We start from the raw sequence: 15,195 nt of genomic DNA on the forward strand, positions 1-15,195 counted from the left end.
CCGTTGCTCGACAACACGGCACCTGTAGGTGCCCACCCCGACGACGAGGCCTCGCAGACCGCGGGCGCGATGGCCCGAGCAGTCGCCGAGGGCCACCGCGTCGTCACCGTGTTCGCCACCAACGGCGACCACGGCGAGCTCCCCACAGACGGTCTGCCCGAGGGGGAGACGCTCGTCCACTGGCGCCGTCGTGAGGCGCAGGCCAGCGCCGACGCCCTCGGGGTGCAGCGCATCGCGTGGCTGGGCTACGCCGACTCGGGCATGCGTGGGTGGGACCAGAACTCCCACGACAACGCGTTCCACGGGGCCGACGTCGACGAAGCGGCCGGGCGGTTGGCCGTGATCCTCGACGAGGAGGATGCCGACGTCCTCGTGGGCTACGACTGGCACGGCGGCTACGGCCACCCCGACCACGTCAAGGTCCACGCCGTCGTCCACCGCGCCGCCGAGCTCGCCGCCCGACGACCCCGGTTGCTGGAGTCGACGATGAACCGCGACATCGTCCGGGGGGTGTTCCAGGCGGCGGTGGCAGCCGGAGCGGGCGACCAGGCCTTCGACCCCGACAGCCCGATGGACGACGGCAACCCGCTCGGCACCCCGGAGGCCGAGATCACCTGGCAGGTCGACACCACCGGCTACCTCGCCCAGCGGCGGGCCGCGCTCGAGGCGCACCGCAGCCAGGCCACCGACATCGAGGGGATGCTGTCGATGCCCGAGCCGTTCTTCGCGACCTTCTTCGGCAAGGAGCACTACCTCGAGCCCGGCCTCGACCGGGAGGCGCACCCCACCATGCAGGTCGGCTGGCCGTTCGGTGACTGACCCCGCGCCCTCGCTCGGCCCGGGCGCCCTGCTGCGACTGCCGCAGGTGGCCCGCCTGCTCTTCTCCGCGCTGGTCGGACGACTGCCCAACGGCATGGTGCCGCTGGCCCTCGTCCTCTTCGCCCGCGACACCGGCAGCGGCTACGCGCGGGCCGGGCTGCTCACCGCGGCCTACTCGCTCGGCTGCTGCCTGGGCGGGCCGGCGCTGTCGCGCGTCATGGACCTGCGCGGACAGCGACCGGCGCTCGTCATCGGCGGCGTGGTCTCGTCCGTGGCGCTCGCGGTGCTCCCGTGGGTGCCGTCCGGTGGTGCGCTCGGCGTGGCCCTCGTCGCCGGGCTGGCGACGCCACCGCTCGAACCGGCACTGCGCACCCTGTGGCCGTCGGTGCTGTCACCCCGTCAGGTGCCGTCGGCCTTTGCCCTCGACGCGGCGGCGCAGGAGCTGATCTTCGTCCTCGGTCCGTTGGCCGTGTTGCTCGCGCAGGTCGGAGGTGACGGTGGTGGGCTCGTCGCGGCCGGCGTCGTCGGGCTGCTCGGCACACTGTGGTTCGTGGCCTCCCGGGCGTCGGGCGCCTGGGTGCCCCCCGTCCACGAGGACCGGCACTGGCTCGGACCGCTGCGCTCGCGGCGGCTGTGCGTGCTCTACTCCGCGATCGCCCTCGTGGGCCTGACCGTCGGGGTGCCGGCTGTCGCCCTGGTCGCCTACGCCGAGTCGGTGGGCGACCGCGGACTGGCGCCGTGGCTGGTGGCCGCCAACGCGCTGGGTGCCCTGATCGGTGGTGTCGCCTACAGCCCGCGCGCCCCCCACCGCGACCCGCGCCGTGACCTCCTGCTCGGACTCGCTGTCCTGGCCGTCACGTATGCCGCGCTGGCCGTCGTGCCGTCGACGCCTTGGGTGATGGGGCTGCTCACCGTGGGGAGCGGGCTCGGGCTGCCGCCGGTCCTCACCTGTGTGTTCCAGCTGGTCGACCGGTTCGCCCCGCCCGGGACGACGACCGAAGCCTTCGCGTGGCTGATCTCGGCGTTCCTCGTCGGCTCGTCGCTCGGTGCGGCCGCGGCTGGTTCGCTGTCGGACTCCGGGCAGATCGGCGGAGCCTTCCTCGTCGCGGCGGGTGCCTCACTCGTCGCGCTCGCGATCGCCCGCACCGTCGTTCGCGGGCCGGTCGAGAGCGCCGCCCTCAGAGGTGCTTGAGCGCTTCGCGTCGGCTGAGCCCGCTCAGCCGGTCGTCGTACTCGGCGACCGTCGCCCGCACCCAGTCAGGGTCGGTGCGGGCGTACTGCCGCAGCGCCCACCCGATGGCCTTGCGGATCCAGAAGCTGGGGTCCTCGAGGTTGGGTTCGATGGCCGCTCGCAGCAAGCCGAGGTCGGTGCGTTCCTTGAAGGTCAGCTGGCAGATGATCGCGGTGCGCCGCAGCCACACGTCCTCGTGCTCGATCCACTGCTCGACCAGGGGAGTGACGTCCTCCTTGTGGGACAACAGGATCGGCCCGATCCGGTTGCTCGCCACCTCGTCCACGAGGTCCCACCAGGCGCCGGTGACGACCAGGTGGCGGTAGAGCGGCACGGTGTCAGGGTCCTGCCAGGCACGGTAGGTGCGTTGCCCCGTGAGCGCCGTCGCGGCATACCTCTCCTCGCGGTGCGTCGCGCCGTCCCACAGCTCGCGCACGGCCCGCTCCCACTCGCGGCGCTCGCTGATCCGGTATGCCGGGTCGGCCAGGATCGGGCGCAGCACCGTCTTGAGCTGTGGTGCCGTGATGCCGCGGTAGGGCATCTGCGACTTCATGTAGGCCTGCTGGGCGACCGCGCGGTCGGGGTCGCCGGCGGCAGCGAGCGCTGCCCGGATCGCGGCCACGACGGGGTGTGTCACGGAGCCAGCATGCCTGCTCCCACGTCAGACTGTCGCCGTCGCGTCGTCGTCACACACACAGGGAGCTACGCGGTGCCGCGAGGTCGCCCAGGAGGCGGCCGGGCCGTGACCCGGCCACCCCGGCGGGGCGCTAGTGGTCGGCCGGCATCTCGTCGCGGGCCGGGGTGCGGACGGCGAACGAGATGGCCACGACACCCAGGGCGAGGACCGCACCCACCCCGAAGCCCCAGCGCACGCCGGTGCTCAACGCGTCGAGGGGAGTGGCGCCGTCGACGGTCGCCGCAGCGGCGCGGCCGGCCATCACGCTGACCACGATCGCGGTGCCGGCCGCCGCAGACACCTGTTGGAGTGACCCGAGGACGGCGCTGCCGTGGGCGTAGAGGTGTGGGGGCAGCACCGACAGCCCCGAGGTGAAGACAGGGGTGAAGACCAGGCCGAGCGAGGCCATCAGGGCGACGTAGTCGGCGAGCAGCAGCCAGGGTGAGGTGTCGGTGCCGACCCGCGTGAACAGGGCCAGCGTCGCCGCCATCACGATCGCACCGGGCACCACGAGCCGCGGGGCGCCGAACCGGTCGTAGGCGCGGCCGACGACCGGCCCGAGCAGCCCCATCACGAGGCCGCCGGGCATGAGCAGCAGCCCGGTCATCAGCGTGCTGAGGTGCAGCACGTCCTGCAGGTAGAGCGGCAGCAGGATCATCGCGCCCATCATCGCCATGAAGGCCAGGCACATCAGACCGAGGGAGACGGCGAAGGGGCCGAAGGTCAGGGTGCGCAGGTCGAGCAAGGCCCCCCTGCCGCGCTGCAGCACGAGCTGGCGCCGGACGAACGCGACCAGGGCGATGACGCCCGCGGCGGTCACGACGGCTGGAGGGACGGTGTGCGTCGCGCGAGCTCCCTCGCCGAGGCCACTCAGGCCGTACACCAGGGCGCCGAACCCGAATGCGGACAGGGCGACGCTCGGCAGGTCGATGCGGGTGCTGCTGGGTTCGCCGATGTTGACCAGCTCGCGGAGCCCCAGCGTGCCGACGACCCCGGCGATCGGCAGGACGACGGCGAAGATGAGCCGCCACGAGCCGAGCTCCAGCAGCAGGCCGGAGACCGCCGGCCCGAGCGCCGGCGCCACCGACATGACGAGGGTGACGTTGCCCATCACCGTGCCGCGCTCCTGCGGCGGCACGAGGGTCATCATGGTCGTCATCAGCAGCGGCATCATCACCGCTGTGCCGCTGGCCTGCACGACGCGGGCGGCGAGGAGGACCGCGAAGCTCGGCGCCACCGTGGCGAGCGCCGTGCCGGTGAGGAACAGCCCCATCGCGAGCGCGTAGGCCGTGCGGGTGGTCACGCGCTGCAGGAACCACCCGGTGGCCGGGATCACGACGGCCATGGTCAGCATGAACGCGGTCGACAGCCACTGGGCGCTGGTGGCGGGGACGGCGAAGTCGCGCATGAGCCGCGGGATGGCGTTGACCATGATCGTCTCGTTGAGGATCACCACGAACGTGGACAGGGTCAGGATCCGCATCACCAGGCTGACATTGACCTCTGGCGTCGCTGTGGCGGTCGGGTCGCCGACCTCGACCGCGCTCGCGGTGTCGACGTCGTCGACATCGTTGACGGGCCCGGTCTCCGTGCTGCAGGTGGCGTCGCTCATCGGTGGTCCTCGTTGGTCTGTGGAGCTGCTGGCGGTGGTGTTCACCCGTACTGACCGACCCCCGCCTCGGAACTCATCGCGCACCGCGGGCCAGCACCTCGTCACGGCGGGTGACCAGGAGCTCCCGGGTGGAGGCGAGGAGGGCCTCCGGGCGACCGGTCGCCCGCAGACGGGGAGCGCCCGGCGGACCGACCAGCAGGGCAGTACCGGGGGCCAGCCGGTCGAGCATCGCGGCGCCGCGCCCGCCCGCCGAGGCGGGTACGCCGAGCCGCGGCCACAGGTCGCGGGCGAGCAGACGTCCCTCCGGTCCGAGCAGCCCGTTGGCGCGGGCGGCGGCCCACACCAGCCCACCCACGGCGGTGTCGTCGCGAGGGCTCCGGCCGAGCGTTCCCGGGTCGGTGGCGAGCACCGCCTCCCACAGGCGCCGCACCGCCATCACCAGCTCCTCGTCGTCGAAGGCGTCGAGGACCAGCCGGTCGCACTCCGCGCCGATGGCGCGGGCCCGGCCGGTGAGCTCGGGACCCAGCTGGGGCAGCGCGAGCGGCCGGTGCGCGAGCGGCCGCGCGTCGAGGGCCAGCAGGGCGGCGGGTCCGCCCACGAGCGCCTCCAGCCACTGCCGCTCCTCCGCCCGCCGCTCGTCCTCCGAGGTCAGCGCTGCAGTCCTCCTGCTGGAGGTGGTCCCGGGTCGGGCGCGGACCAGCCCCGCGACGTCGCCGCCCTCCTCCACCCAGTGGTCGGCAGGCAGCCCGTCGACGAGGACGAGGTGGGTGATGCGGGGGCGACGGCGTCCAGCCTCGGGTGCGGGTGAGCTCATGGCCCCACCATGGCAGCGCGCCAGTCACGTCCCGTCCGGATATCCACAGCCACCGGCCGAGGTGGGGGCTCGACCGCCACATGCACGCGGCATACCCAGGACGAGGTATGCCGCGTCGGCTGGGTCAGGTGGGTGGCTCAGGTGGGTGGCTCCGGCGCCGGCGCAGGGGTGGCGCAGGGGTGGCTCAGGCCGCGCCGTAGCGCGCCTGGGCGCGGGCCCGGGCCTTCGCGGCCTCGGTCTCGCGGTCCTTCGGGGGCGCGCTGGTGGTGAGGTGGTCGAGCAGGTGCTGGGTCGCGTGGGCGACCTCGGCCACCGCCTCGTCGAACGCGGCCTGGTTGGCGGCACTCGGCTTGGTGCTCCCACTGACCTTGCGGACGTACTGGAGGGCGGCGGCACGGACCTCGTCAGAGGTGGCTGCGGGCTCGAAGTTGTGCAGTTGGCGGATGTTGCGGCACATGGTCTCAGGCTACGTCGCGACGGCCGAATGTGTCGTGCGTCATGTGGAAGACCGCGCGGCGTGGACACGCCCGAACTTTCTTGGGTCCACACCCCGTGGATCAAGAAACCGCAGGTCAGCGCACTCAGGTCGGACGGACCGTCGCGAAATCCACAGGGTTATCCCCCGACTGTGCACAAGGCACCCGGGCGTTGCGCACACCTTGTCCCCAGCCTGTCCACAGGGCTGGTTTGAGCTGCGCGGCAGGCGGCCATACGTTGTGCCGATCACGGGTCCCGGTGGTGTCGGCGCAAGTTTGTCGGTGCTGACTGGTGTACTCGAATCACACAGGTGGAGTTCGTCGCCGGTGGCCCTGGCGGCCACGGGGGCGTGGAGAACGTGACAGGGGAGTTGCCCGAGTGTCTCTTGCGGAGCTGAGCACGAGTGCGTTCGGCACCGGTGGCGATGGTCCGCCGCCGAGTGACGAGCGGGTGCCACCGCAGGACGTCCACGCGGAGCAGTCCGTCCTCGGCGGCATGCTCCTGTCTAAGGATGCGATCGCCGACTGTGTCGAGGGCCTGCGTGGCACCGACTTCTACCGACCGGCCCACGAGCTGATCTACGACGCGATCCTCGACCTCTACGGCCGCGGGGAGCCCGCCGACGCGATCACCGTCTCCGACGAGCTGTCCAAGCGTGGCGACCTGCAGCGGGTGGGGGGCCAGGCCTACCTGCACACCTTGATCCAGGCCGTGCCCACCGCCGCCAACGCCGGCTACTACGCCGAGATCGTGAGCGAGCGGGCCGTGCTGCGCCGGCTCGTCGAGGCCGGCACCCGCATCGTGCAGCTGGGCTACCAGCAGGGCAACGGCGACGTCGAGGACATCGTCAACGCCGCCCAGGCCGAGGTGTATGCCGTCGCCGACAAGCGGGGTGGCGAGGACTACCACGCGCTCGGCGACATCCTCGAGGAGACGCTCAACGAGATCGAGGTGGCGGCCGGGCGCACCGACGAGATGATCGGGGTGCCGACCGGGTTCATCGAGCTCGACGAGCTGACCCACGGCCTGCACCCCGGCCAGATGATCGTGCTCGCGGCCCGACCCGCCGTCGGCAAGTCGACGATGGGACTCGACATCGCGCGTGCGGCGGCGATCAAGCACAAGATGGCGACCGCCGTCTTCTCCCTCGAGATGAGCCGCTCCGAGATCACCATGCGCGTGCTCTCGGCCGAGGCCCAGATCCAGCTCCAGGACCTGCGCAAGGGCACCATCGGCGACGCGGGCTGGAAGAAGCTGGCCCGCATCATGGGTCAGATCACCGACTCGCCGCTGTTCATCGACGACTCGCCCAACATGTCCCTGATGGAGATCCGCGCCAAGTGCCGGCGGCTCAAGCAGCAGCACAACCTCAAGCTCGTCGTCATCGACTACCTCCAGCTGATGAGCTCGGGCAAGAAGGTCGAGTCGCGCCAGCAGGAGGTCTCGGAGTTCTCTCGTGCCCTCAAGCTGCTCGCCAAGGAGCTCGAGGTCCCGGTCATCGCGATCAGCCAGCTGAACCGTGGTCCGGAGCAGCGCACCGACAAGCGGCCGCAGATGTCCGACCTGCGTGAGTCGGGCTCGATCGAGCAGGACGCCGACATGGTCATCCTGCTCCACCGCGACAAGGCCGACCCGGGTCGCGAGGGTGAGGCCGACGTGATCGTGGCCAAGCACCGTAACGGTCCGACCAAGGACATCGTGCTCGCCTTCCAGGGCCACTACTCCCGCTTCGCCAACATGGCCCGCGACGGCTTCTGACCCGGACGGTGGGTGCAGCCTGGTGTCAGTCAGCGAACGTCGAACTCCTCGTACATCCCGTTCGCGTAATGGTTCTTGAGGTTGCACACCAACTCGTAGCGTCCCGGCGCCAGGGTCAGCGTCACCCACCCAACCGCACCAGAGGTGATGCCCTCACCGGACCCCGCAGCGCACGACGCAGATGCCTCGCCAGCGCTTCCCTCCTCCGCGATCCTCCCGTCCGGGCCAGGTACGCGTTGACCAGCGGCAGACGTCCCGGTCAGTGGCATGACCACTAGTTCATGCGTTCGCCAGCCCATGTTGCTGGCCACGAAGGACACCGCCCCCGCAGCCGTCGAGCCAGGTGCCACGCTCAGACTCATGCGCGAGCCCATCGGCGCATCTCCACCCATCATCCGGGTCATGCCCATGTCGGCGAGCCGGATCTGAACCGTCGCACCCGGCAATGCCGCAGGCGCTGAACAAGACAGGCGCGAGTAGTGGTAGCCCTGGTCGCCGCCCATCATTCCGCCCGACGACCCTGGGCCAGGGCCCATCATCCCTCCACTGCCCTGGCCCGCGGATGAGCACCCTGCGAGAAACAGGACCGCCGAGGCCGCCGTGATGCCCAGCACGTGGAGAGACTTGGAACGTTGCGTGATCACGTGTCCATCGGAACAGCCACCGCTGGAGACCGGCAGTGGCAAAGGTCCCGTGCAGTGGCACGTCAGGCGTGCCTCGAGATCGGGCTCCGCACCCCTGTGGTGACACTTTCATCTCGCTGCACAGGATGCCGACGGCACCTGATCCCACGGGGATGCGAGCGCGACGCGCCTCGAGCGCGGTGACGGCACGGTCCGGACTCAGCTGGACGGGCCGGAACCGGCAGATCGGGTGTGCTCGACTCGGTGACCTGTCCAGAATGACCCGGTGACTGCGTATCCACCGATGCGGCCCCTGGCCGTCCCGGAGCCCAGCCCAGCCCTTGTCGTGGACCGCAGCAGGTGGAGTCGTCGGACCCGGCTGTGGCTGTTCGCGTTGTCAGGCGTGGGCTTCGCCTTCGCTTGCCTGGTCTTCTTCGCCGGGGACACCTACTACTGGGTGGACCGAACCCTGCCGCCCGTGTTCTGGTTCGTCGGCACCTCCACGCTGATCCAGGCGGCGTCATCGTTCGATGAGCGCCGTGGTGCTCCCGTCTGGGGACTACGCGCCCTGCTCGCCGCCCTCGTCGTCGTGCTCGGCTTCGGCGCCTACACAGTGCACTCGGCGAACCCCGCTGCCCTGTCGAGCGCCCGTTCCCCGGATGGCCAGATCACCGCGGTCGTCCGCGACGGCACCCCGATCGTCGTCCATCCCCTACGGATCGTGATCGTGCACCAGGACGCGGGGCTGCTCTCGCGCAAGTGGACCGTGGGCTGCGTCCGAGCGGACGACCCCAACGCGTACGAGAGCGTCGCCTGGCTGGATGACACGACGCTCGACGTTGGCACGAAGAACGGCCAGCGCGTCCGGGTCAGCCTCGACCCGACCGGACGACCCCGCACCCACCTGTCCGCACTCGACGACACGTGCCCCTGACGCAACCGATCCGGCGACCCGTCGAGACCTCCTGCGCACCGGGGCTCGCCTCGTCCGTGCAGACCGGGTCTGCCGCGTCGCGCAGGGCGAGCTCACGGGTTTCCGAAGAGTCCTGAAGAAGTTTGGTTAAACGCTTGACCACAGCCTGCTGCAGCCTCTACCGTCTGATCAAGCGTTTAACCATGATGGAGTGAGGCTCTCGATGGAGTTGGGCACGACGACGACCGCGCCGGTGTTCTACCGGCCGCCCGGCGCCTGGGTGGGCGACGTCATCCCGTACGAGCAGGACGGCGAGTTCTGGCTGTACTACCTCCTTGAGCGCCGGGACGACCCGCCGGCGGGCATGCCCTGGCACCTCGTCACCACCCGCGACCTCGTGACGTTCACCGATCGGGGAGAGGTTCTCCCGACCGGCAGCGAGCCGGCCGCCGAGGACCACAACTGCTACACCGGCAGCGTCGTGCAGGACGAGCAGGGTCGTCACCACCTCTTCTACACGGCGCAGAACCCGGATGTCCTGGCTGACGACGGGCTGCCGTTGCAGCTGGTCGCGCATGCCACGAGCGACGACGGCATGGCCACCTGGACCAAGCACCCCGACCACACCTTCGGGGCGACGCCCGGGTACGAGTCCTCCGACTGGCGCGACCCTTTCGTATTCCGCCACCCGGACGGCCGGTGGCACATGCTCCTCGCGGCGCGGCACGTGGCCGGGCCCCTGCGCCGTCGTGGCGTGATCGCCCGCTGCGTGTCCGAGGACCTCGTGACCTGGGGCGCCGCCGAGCCGTTCTGGGACCCGCGCCGGTACATCACCCACGAGTGCCCCGAGGTCTTCCAGTGGGGACAGTGGTGGTACCTCGTCTACTCCGAGTTCTCCGACCGCTTCGTCACCCGCTACCGCATGGCTCGGAGCCCCGAGGGCCCGTGGCAGGTCCCGACCCACGACACCCTCGACGGGCGCGCTTGGTATGCCGCGAAGTCCGCCGCCCGCGACGGGCGCCGCTTCTTCTTCGGGTGGATCGCCAGCCGAGCGGGTCAGCAGGACGACGGGGCCTGGCAGTGGGCCGGGAGCCTGTCGACCCTGGAGGCGGTGCAGCGGGAGGACGGCACCCTGGCCATGCGAACGCCGCAGGAGCTGGTCGCCAGCTTCAGCGAGGACCGTTCTGCGCAGCTCGGCCTGGCCAAGGGAGTGCTCGATGCCCCCGACTCCTACGCCGCAACCGTCTCCGACCGGGAGACCCCGAGCCAGTTCCACGCCAGGCTCGTCCTGGACGTCGAGGAGGGCACCCGCGAGTTCGGACTCCTGGTGCGCTGCTCCGACGACGGCGACACCGGGTACGTGCTGCGGCTGGAGCCCCACGCCGCACGCATGGTCCTCGACCGCTGGCCGCGCCGGACGACCGGCCAGGCCCAGTGGCAGGTCTCCGGTGACGTGCCCCAGTTCGTCGAGCTGGAGCGCCCCGTCGACCTGGCCCCGGGCAGGCACGTCCTGGAGGCCCTGGTCGACGACGACCTCGCCGTCTTCACCCTCGACGGCGCGGTCACCCTCAGCACGCCGCTCTACGACCACCGTCGTGGGCGCCTGGGCGTGTTCGTGGGGGAGGGGCGCCTCGAGGTGGTCGAGGCGAACCTGAGCCAGCGACCGCCGGTGCTCATCTCCCGCCTCCCTTCCCAGACCGAGGGACCCAGTCGCCCTCGCACCGACGACACCGATGCCGCTCCCGACACCGATGGCACTGACGACACCGACCTCCCCGACGCACGCGCTTGGCCCTCCCGTTTCACCACGACCGACCCCGGCGCCACGGGGTCCGCTGCACGAAGGAGTGCACCATGAAGAACATTTCCGGGCGTAGCAGGAAGCTGAACGCCGGCGGGCGTAGCAGGAAGCTGAACGCCGGCGGGCGTAGCAGGAAGCTGAACGCCGGCGGGCGTAGCAGGAAGCTGCACACTTCGCTGCTGGCCGCTGCCGTAGGCACCGCGCTGGCCCTGAGCGCCTGTGGTGGGGGCTCGACCGGCACGGCGCCGGGCGACGTCAACCCCACCGGCCAGATCAAGCCGCGGGAGATCTCGTGGCTGCTGTCCCGTCCGGCCAACGGCTCCGTCATCACCGTGATGAAGGGTCTCGCCGACGAGTACGCCACATCGCACCCGGGCTTCGCGCTCAAGTTCATCACCACCCCTGACCGCCCCTCGTACATCCAGAAGCTCGAGACGCTGGCGGCGGCCAAGAAGCTCCCCGAGTTCTTCGACACCGATGCCACGCCCTACGCCCAGAAGCTCGCCAAGCAGGGCCAGATGGTGGATGCCGAGAAGCTCCTGAAGGACATCGGTCTCGACAAGAGCTACCGGCCGTCCGCCCTGGCCTACCAACGCTTCGACGACGGTTCCCTCTACCTGCTGCCCTTCGAGTACGGCGCCGAGTACTTCTGGTACAACAAGGCGCTCTTCGCCAAGGCCGGGGTCGAGGTCCCCAAAACCCTCGACGACTTCCCGGCCGTGTGCAGTGCTCTCGCCAAGGCGGGAGTCACGCCCATCGCCCTCGCGGGCAAGGAGCAGTGGCCCCTGGAGCGCTACATGGCCTACCAGCCCTTCCGTCTCGAGGGTCCCGGGTACGTCGGGAAGCTCAAGAAGGGCGAGGCCAAGTTCAGCGACCCGGCAGGTGCCACCGCGGCGAAGTGGCTCGGTGAGCTCGGCTCGTCGGGCTGCTTCCAGAAGGGCTTCTCCTCGGTCGGGTACACCGACGCGCAGAACCTCTTCACCTCCGGCAAGGCCGCGATCTACAACATGGGCACGTGGGAGCTGGGCAGCCTGGCCACCGACAAGCTCGACAAGGCAGTGCGGGCCGACGTCGACTTCTTCACCCTGCCGACGGTCGCCAACGCCAAGACCGCGGACAACGACTACGTCGCGCCGTCCGGGATCGGCATGGCGGTGAACACCAAGACCTATGACCCCCTGGTGCGCGACTTCCTCAAGTTCGCCCTCACCAAGTACCCAGAGGAGTATGCCGCCTCCGGTGCGCTGGCCCCCACCACCACCAAGGTGACGGTCCCGGCCAACGCCACGCCGCTGTACTCCAAGGCGATCTCCACGGCGGAGAAGGTCGGTGACGAGCTCGCGATGCCTTGGGACACCCAGCTCGACCCCACGACGAACACCAGGTTGCAGCAGGAGCTGGTGCTGCTCGTGCAGGGTGACGTGACGCCGGCCGAGTTCACCTCGACCATGGACACCACCCTCGCCCAGAACGCGCCGAAGTACTTCAAGTAGCACCCCCGTCGGTGGGCCGGGACCTCCCGGCCAACCGACACGGAAGGAGATTCCAGTGCTTCCCTACCGCTCTCGGCTCTCGGTCGTCGGCTTCCTGCTCCCGCCGCTGCTGCTCTTCGGTGGTGCCGTGCTGCTGCCCATCGTGCAGTCCGTCTACCTCTCACTCTTCTCGTGGGACGGCATCAGCGACCGGGAGTTCGTCGGGCTCGAGAACTACCGGCACATGCTCGGTGGGGACCCGACCTTCTGGACGGCCTTCACGAACCAACTCGGCTACCTCGCCGTCTGCTTGGTGCTCCAGCTCGGTGGTGCGCTCCTGGTGGCGTCTCTGCTCCTGACCATCACCAAGGGTCGCGAGGTCGTCAAGGTCCTGTACCTCCTGCCGGCGGTCATCTCCACGGTGGCGATCGGCCTGCTCTTCCAACGGATCTACTCGTACGACCCCGTAGGCCTGCTCAACGGCATCCTCGACAGCGTCGGCCTCGGCTCGCTGAGCCGTCCGTGGCTCTCCGACGTGCACACCGTCCTCGCAGCGGTGTCCGCACCGGAGGGCTGGCGGTTCGTGGGGCTCTACACGATCATCGTGTATGCCGCGCTGCTGGCAGTGCCGCGTGAGCTCGAGGAAGCGGCCCGACTCGACGGCGCGAATGCGTGGCAGGTCTTCACGAAGATCCGCTTCCCGTACATCCGGCCGGTCTGGGTGACAACCACGATCATGGCCACGACCTTCGCCCTGCGCGGGTTCGACATCCCGTACCTGCTCACCAACGGCGGACCCGGCCAGGCCTCGGAGCTGGTGACGACGTACATGTACAAGACCGCGTTCACGAGCACGAACTACGGCTATGCCAGTGCGATGTCGGTGTTCATCGTCCTCGAGTGCCTGGTCGCCGTCGGCCTCATCTACCTGCTCCTCAACCGGAAGGCCGTGCGATGACCCCCTCGTCGACCGACACGCTGGCCAAGCCGGCCCCGGCTCCGGGTGGCCGGGTGCCTCCCTCGGACCGCTCGCCGTCCCGGCACCCTGCCCGTGGTCGACCGCCCCTCAGGCCGGCGCAGATCGTGTCCCGGGCCCTCCTCGGCGCACTCCTGGTCGTGCAGGTCTACCCGTTGGTCTGGATCTTCCTGACGGCCGTCCGCGACGACGCCGACTTCGCGTCGCACGGCGCCTTCGGCCTGCCTCAGTCGTTCACGCTCGACAACTTCGCGCGAGCGTTCGAGCAAGGCGATCTCGGGCGCAACATCGTCAACAGCCTCATCGTCACGCTCGGCGCCTCGGCCCTCATCGTGGTGTGCGGGATGATGGGGGCCTACGCCATCCAGGTCCTCGGGTTCCGCGGGAGCCGGGTGGTCCGGGTCCTCTTCCTCGTCGGCATCATCGTGCCGGTGCAGGTCGCCCTCGTGCCCCTCTTCGTGGACTATGCGCGTGTCGGCCTGCTGGACACGCACGCGTCGATGATCATCCCGCTCGCGGGGTTCTCCCTGCCGATGTCGCTCTACCTGTTCATGTCGTTCTTCCAGTACATCCCCCAGGAGATCTACGACGCAGCCACGATCGACGGTGCCGGGCCGACGGCGATCTTCGCGCGGATCACCTTGCCGATGTCGGTCAACACCATCGTCACCGTCGTCATGATCAACAGCATCTTCATCTGGAACGACTTCGTGTTCGGCAACACCTTCGTGTTGTCCGAGGGGCTCAAGACCGTGCCCCTCGGGCTGCAGAACTACATCGGCGCGATGGGGAAGACCGACTGGACCGCGACGTTCGCGGCAGTGTGTGTCACCGTGACACCACTGTTGCTGGTGTTCCTCGTCCTCAACCGGGCGATGATGTACGGACTCGAGAGCGGAGCAACCAAGGGATGAGTGAAGGGCGAGGCGCCCCGGCGGCGTCCGGCGAGGCCGCGGCCACGGTGTCGACCCCCCGCGGGGCCGGTTCGCGCGTGACGTTGCGCGACGTGAGCCGGCTGGCGGGCGTCTCGACCACGACGGTGTCGCACGTCATCAACAACAAGGTGGGCGCGCGGATCGGCGAGGACGCCCGACGCCGGGTGCGCGAGGCCGTGGAGGAGCTCGGCTACCGCCCGAACGTGACCGCGGCCAACCTCGTGCGGGGCCAGTCGAGCTTCATCGGCCTGGTCGCCGACTCGATCGCCACGACTCCCTTTGCAGGACAGATCATCCGCGGGGCGCAGGACGAAGCCTGGCGGCTGGGCTACACCCTGCTCATCGCCAACACGGAGGACAACGCCGACGCCGAGGCCGAGGCGCTGGGGATGATGCTGGCCCACCAGGTCCAGGGAATCCTCTTCTCGACCTGGTACCACCGCGAGGTGGTGCTGCCAGCGGGTCTGAGCGAGGTGGACCACGTCCTGGTCAACTGCTACGCCGCCGAGGGTGTCCGCGCGGTGGTGCCCGACGAGGTCGGGGGTGGCCGCGCGGCCACCGAGCTGCTGCTCGCCCAGGGCCATCGACGGATCGCGTTCCTCAACACCACGACGCCGTCCCCGGCTCGTCGAGGACGCATCGCGGGGCACCTCGAAGCCATGGCGTCGGCAGGGATCCCCGTCGACCCCGCCCTCGTGATCGACACGGCTCCCGACCAGGAGGGCGGATTCGTCGCAGGTCAGCGACTGGCCGACCTCGGCGTCACGGGCGTGTGCTGTCACAACGACCGCGTGGCCATGGGTGTGTACGACGCTCTTCGTGAACGCGGGCTCGCGGTGCCACACGACGTCTCGGTCGTCGGTTTCGACAACCAGGAAGTGATCGCAGCGCACCTGCGTCCGCCCTTGTCGACCGTCGCCCTGCCGCACTACGAGCTGGGGGTGCATGGGGTGCGGGTCCTCATGGGTGTGGAGGAGTACCCGTCCGCCGGACCGCTGCGGGTTCCCTGCCCGCCGGTCGTCCGTGCGTCAGTCGCGGCACCGACCCACGTCGACGCCTTGCCCACCGTCGTGGTTCCGGAGCCCTGA

14 protein-coding genes are annotated in these 15,195 nt (G+C 70.0%); 9 read left to right on the top strand and 5 right to left on the bottom strand.

The window, feature by feature from the left end:
* The first annotated feature begins 3 nt into the window (after positions 1–3).
* Both AC1DX8_RS17805 and AC1DX8_RS17810 read left to right on the top strand, forming a co-directional pair.
* Entirely contained in the window at positions 4–819 is an 816-nt protein-coding gene (locus AC1DX8_RS17805) for a PIG-L family deacetylase (RefSeq protein WP_477631284.1), read from the top strand.
* Positions 812–2,011: an MFS transporter gene (locus tag AC1DX8_RS17810; protein ID WP_477631285.1), complete on the top strand. Its 1,200-nt coding sequence runs from the start codon at positions 812–814 to the stop codon at positions 2,009–2,011. Before AC1DX8_RS17805 ends, AC1DX8_RS17810 begins: the two co-directional genes overlap by 8 nt.
* Here AC1DX8_RS17810 and AC1DX8_RS17815 read toward each other — a convergent pair.
* The 4 genes from AC1DX8_RS17815 to AC1DX8_RS17830 all read right to left on the bottom strand — a co-directional run bounded on the left by AC1DX8_RS17815 (position 1,998) and on the right by AC1DX8_RS17830 (position 5,609).
* Positions 1,998–2,687: a DNA alkylation repair protein gene (locus AC1DX8_RS17815; RefSeq protein WP_477631286.1), complete on the bottom strand. Its 690-nt coding sequence runs from the start codon at positions 2,685–2,687 to the stop codon at positions 1,998–2,000. The two genes, AC1DX8_RS17810 and AC1DX8_RS17815, sit on opposite strands and share 14 nt — an antisense overlap.
* A 130-nt stretch (positions 2,688–2,817) precedes the next feature.
* The gene (locus tag AC1DX8_RS17820) at positions 2,818–4,338 is read right to left on the bottom strand and encodes a DHA2 family efflux MFS transporter permease subunit (protein ID WP_477631287.1); all 1,521 of its coding nucleotides are present in this window, start codon (positions 4,336–4,338) and stop codon (positions 2,818–2,820) included.
* A gap of 73 nt (positions 4,339–4,411) precedes the next feature.
* On the bottom strand, positions 4,412–5,152 hold the full coding sequence (locus AC1DX8_RS17825) for a hypothetical protein (protein ID WP_477631288.1): 741 nt from the start codon (positions 5,150–5,152) through the stop codon (positions 4,412–4,414).
* Between the two features lie 184 nt (positions 5,153–5,336).
* Positions 5,337–5,609 (bottom strand): DUF2277 domain-containing protein, encoded by a 273-nt coding sequence (locus tag AC1DX8_RS17830; protein WP_056921413.1) that lies wholly within the window; start codon positions 5,607–5,609, stop codon positions 5,337–5,339.
* A 398-nt stretch (positions 5,610–6,007) separates the two neighbouring features.
* On the opposite strand from AC1DX8_RS17830, the gene dnaB reads away from it, so the two are divergent.
* A complete protein-coding gene (gene dnaB, locus AC1DX8_RS17835) occupies positions 6,008–7,387 on the top strand; it encodes a replicative DNA helicase (RefSeq protein ID WP_477631289.1) in 1,380 nt (459 codons plus the stop codon).
* Positions 7,388–7,416: 29 nt separating this feature from the next.
* Here dnaB and AC1DX8_RS17840 read toward each other — a convergent pair whose 3' ends face one another.
* Entirely contained in the window at positions 7,417–8,031 is a 615-nt protein-coding gene (locus AC1DX8_RS17840; protein WP_477631290.1) for a sulfocyanin-like copper-binding protein, read from the bottom strand.
* A 265-nt stretch (positions 8,032–8,296) separates the two neighbouring features.
* On the opposite strand from AC1DX8_RS17840, the gene AC1DX8_RS17845 reads away from it, so the two are divergent.
* From AC1DX8_RS17845 to AC1DX8_RS17870, 6 genes are all read left to right on the top strand, one after another.
* Complete coding sequence (locus AC1DX8_RS17845; protein ID WP_477631291.1) at positions 8,297–8,944, top strand: hypothetical protein; 648 nt, start codon at positions 8,297–8,299, stop codon at positions 8,942–8,944.
* A 202-nt stretch (positions 8,945–9,146) separates the two neighbouring features.
* Positions 9,147–10,781: a family 43 glycosylhydrolase gene (locus AC1DX8_RS17850; RefSeq protein ID WP_477631319.1), complete on the top strand. Its 1,635-nt coding sequence runs from the start codon at positions 9,147–9,149 to the stop codon at positions 10,779–10,781.
* The gene (locus AC1DX8_RS17855; protein WP_477631292.1) at positions 10,778–12,217 is read left to right on the top strand and encodes an ABC transporter substrate-binding protein; all 1,440 of its coding nucleotides are present in this window, start codon (positions 10,778–10,780) and stop codon (positions 12,215–12,217) included. Before AC1DX8_RS17850 ends, AC1DX8_RS17855 begins: the two co-directional genes overlap by 4 nt.
* Positions 12,218–12,272: 55 nt before the next feature.
* Entirely contained in the window at positions 12,273–13,154 is an 882-nt protein-coding gene (locus tag AC1DX8_RS17860; protein WP_477631293.1) for a carbohydrate ABC transporter permease, read from the top strand.
* On the top strand, positions 13,151–14,086 hold the full coding sequence (locus AC1DX8_RS17865) for a carbohydrate ABC transporter permease (RefSeq protein WP_477631294.1): 936 nt from the start codon (positions 13,151–13,153) through the stop codon (positions 14,084–14,086). Before AC1DX8_RS17860 ends, AC1DX8_RS17865 begins: the two co-directional genes overlap by 4 nt.
* Positions 14,083–15,195 carry a LacI family DNA-binding transcriptional regulator gene (locus tag AC1DX8_RS17870; protein WP_477631295.1) on the top strand — a complete coding sequence of 371 codons (1,113 nt, stop codon included), beginning with the start codon at positions 14,083–14,085 and terminating at the stop codon, positions 15,193–15,195. The genes AC1DX8_RS17865 and AC1DX8_RS17870 overlap by 4 nt, the downstream gene beginning before the upstream one ends.

The organism is Pedococcus sp. P2_A3, assembly GCF_056405035.1.

Coding starts and splice junctions, on each gene's coding strand:
- AC1DX8_RS17820 (WP_477631287.1), bottom strand. CDS start 4,338: ATGAGCGACGCCACCTGCAGCACGGAGACCGGGCCCGTCAACGATGTC.
- AC1DX8_RS17855 (WP_477631292.1), top strand. CDS start 10,778: ATGAAGAACATTTCCGGGCGTAGCAGGAAGCTGAACGCCGGCGGGCGT.
- AC1DX8_RS17865 (WP_477631294.1), top strand. CDS start 13,151: ATGACCCCCTCGTCGACCGACACGCTGGCCAAGCCGGCCCCGGCTCCG.
- AC1DX8_RS17850 (WP_477631319.1), top strand. CDS start 9,147: ATGGAGTTGGGCACGACGACGACCGCGCCGGTGTTCTACCGGCCGCCC.
- AC1DX8_RS17825 (WP_477631288.1), bottom strand. CDS start 5,152: ATGAGCTCACCCGCACCCGAGGCTGGACGCCGTCGCCCCCGCATCACC.
- AC1DX8_RS17830 (WP_056921413.1), bottom strand. CDS start 5,609: ATGTGCCGCAACATCCGCCAACTGCACAACTTCGAGCCCGCAGCCACC.
- AC1DX8_RS17870 (WP_477631295.1), top strand. CDS start 14,083: ATGAGTGAAGGGCGAGGCGCCCCGGCGGCGTCCGGCGAGGCCGCGGCC.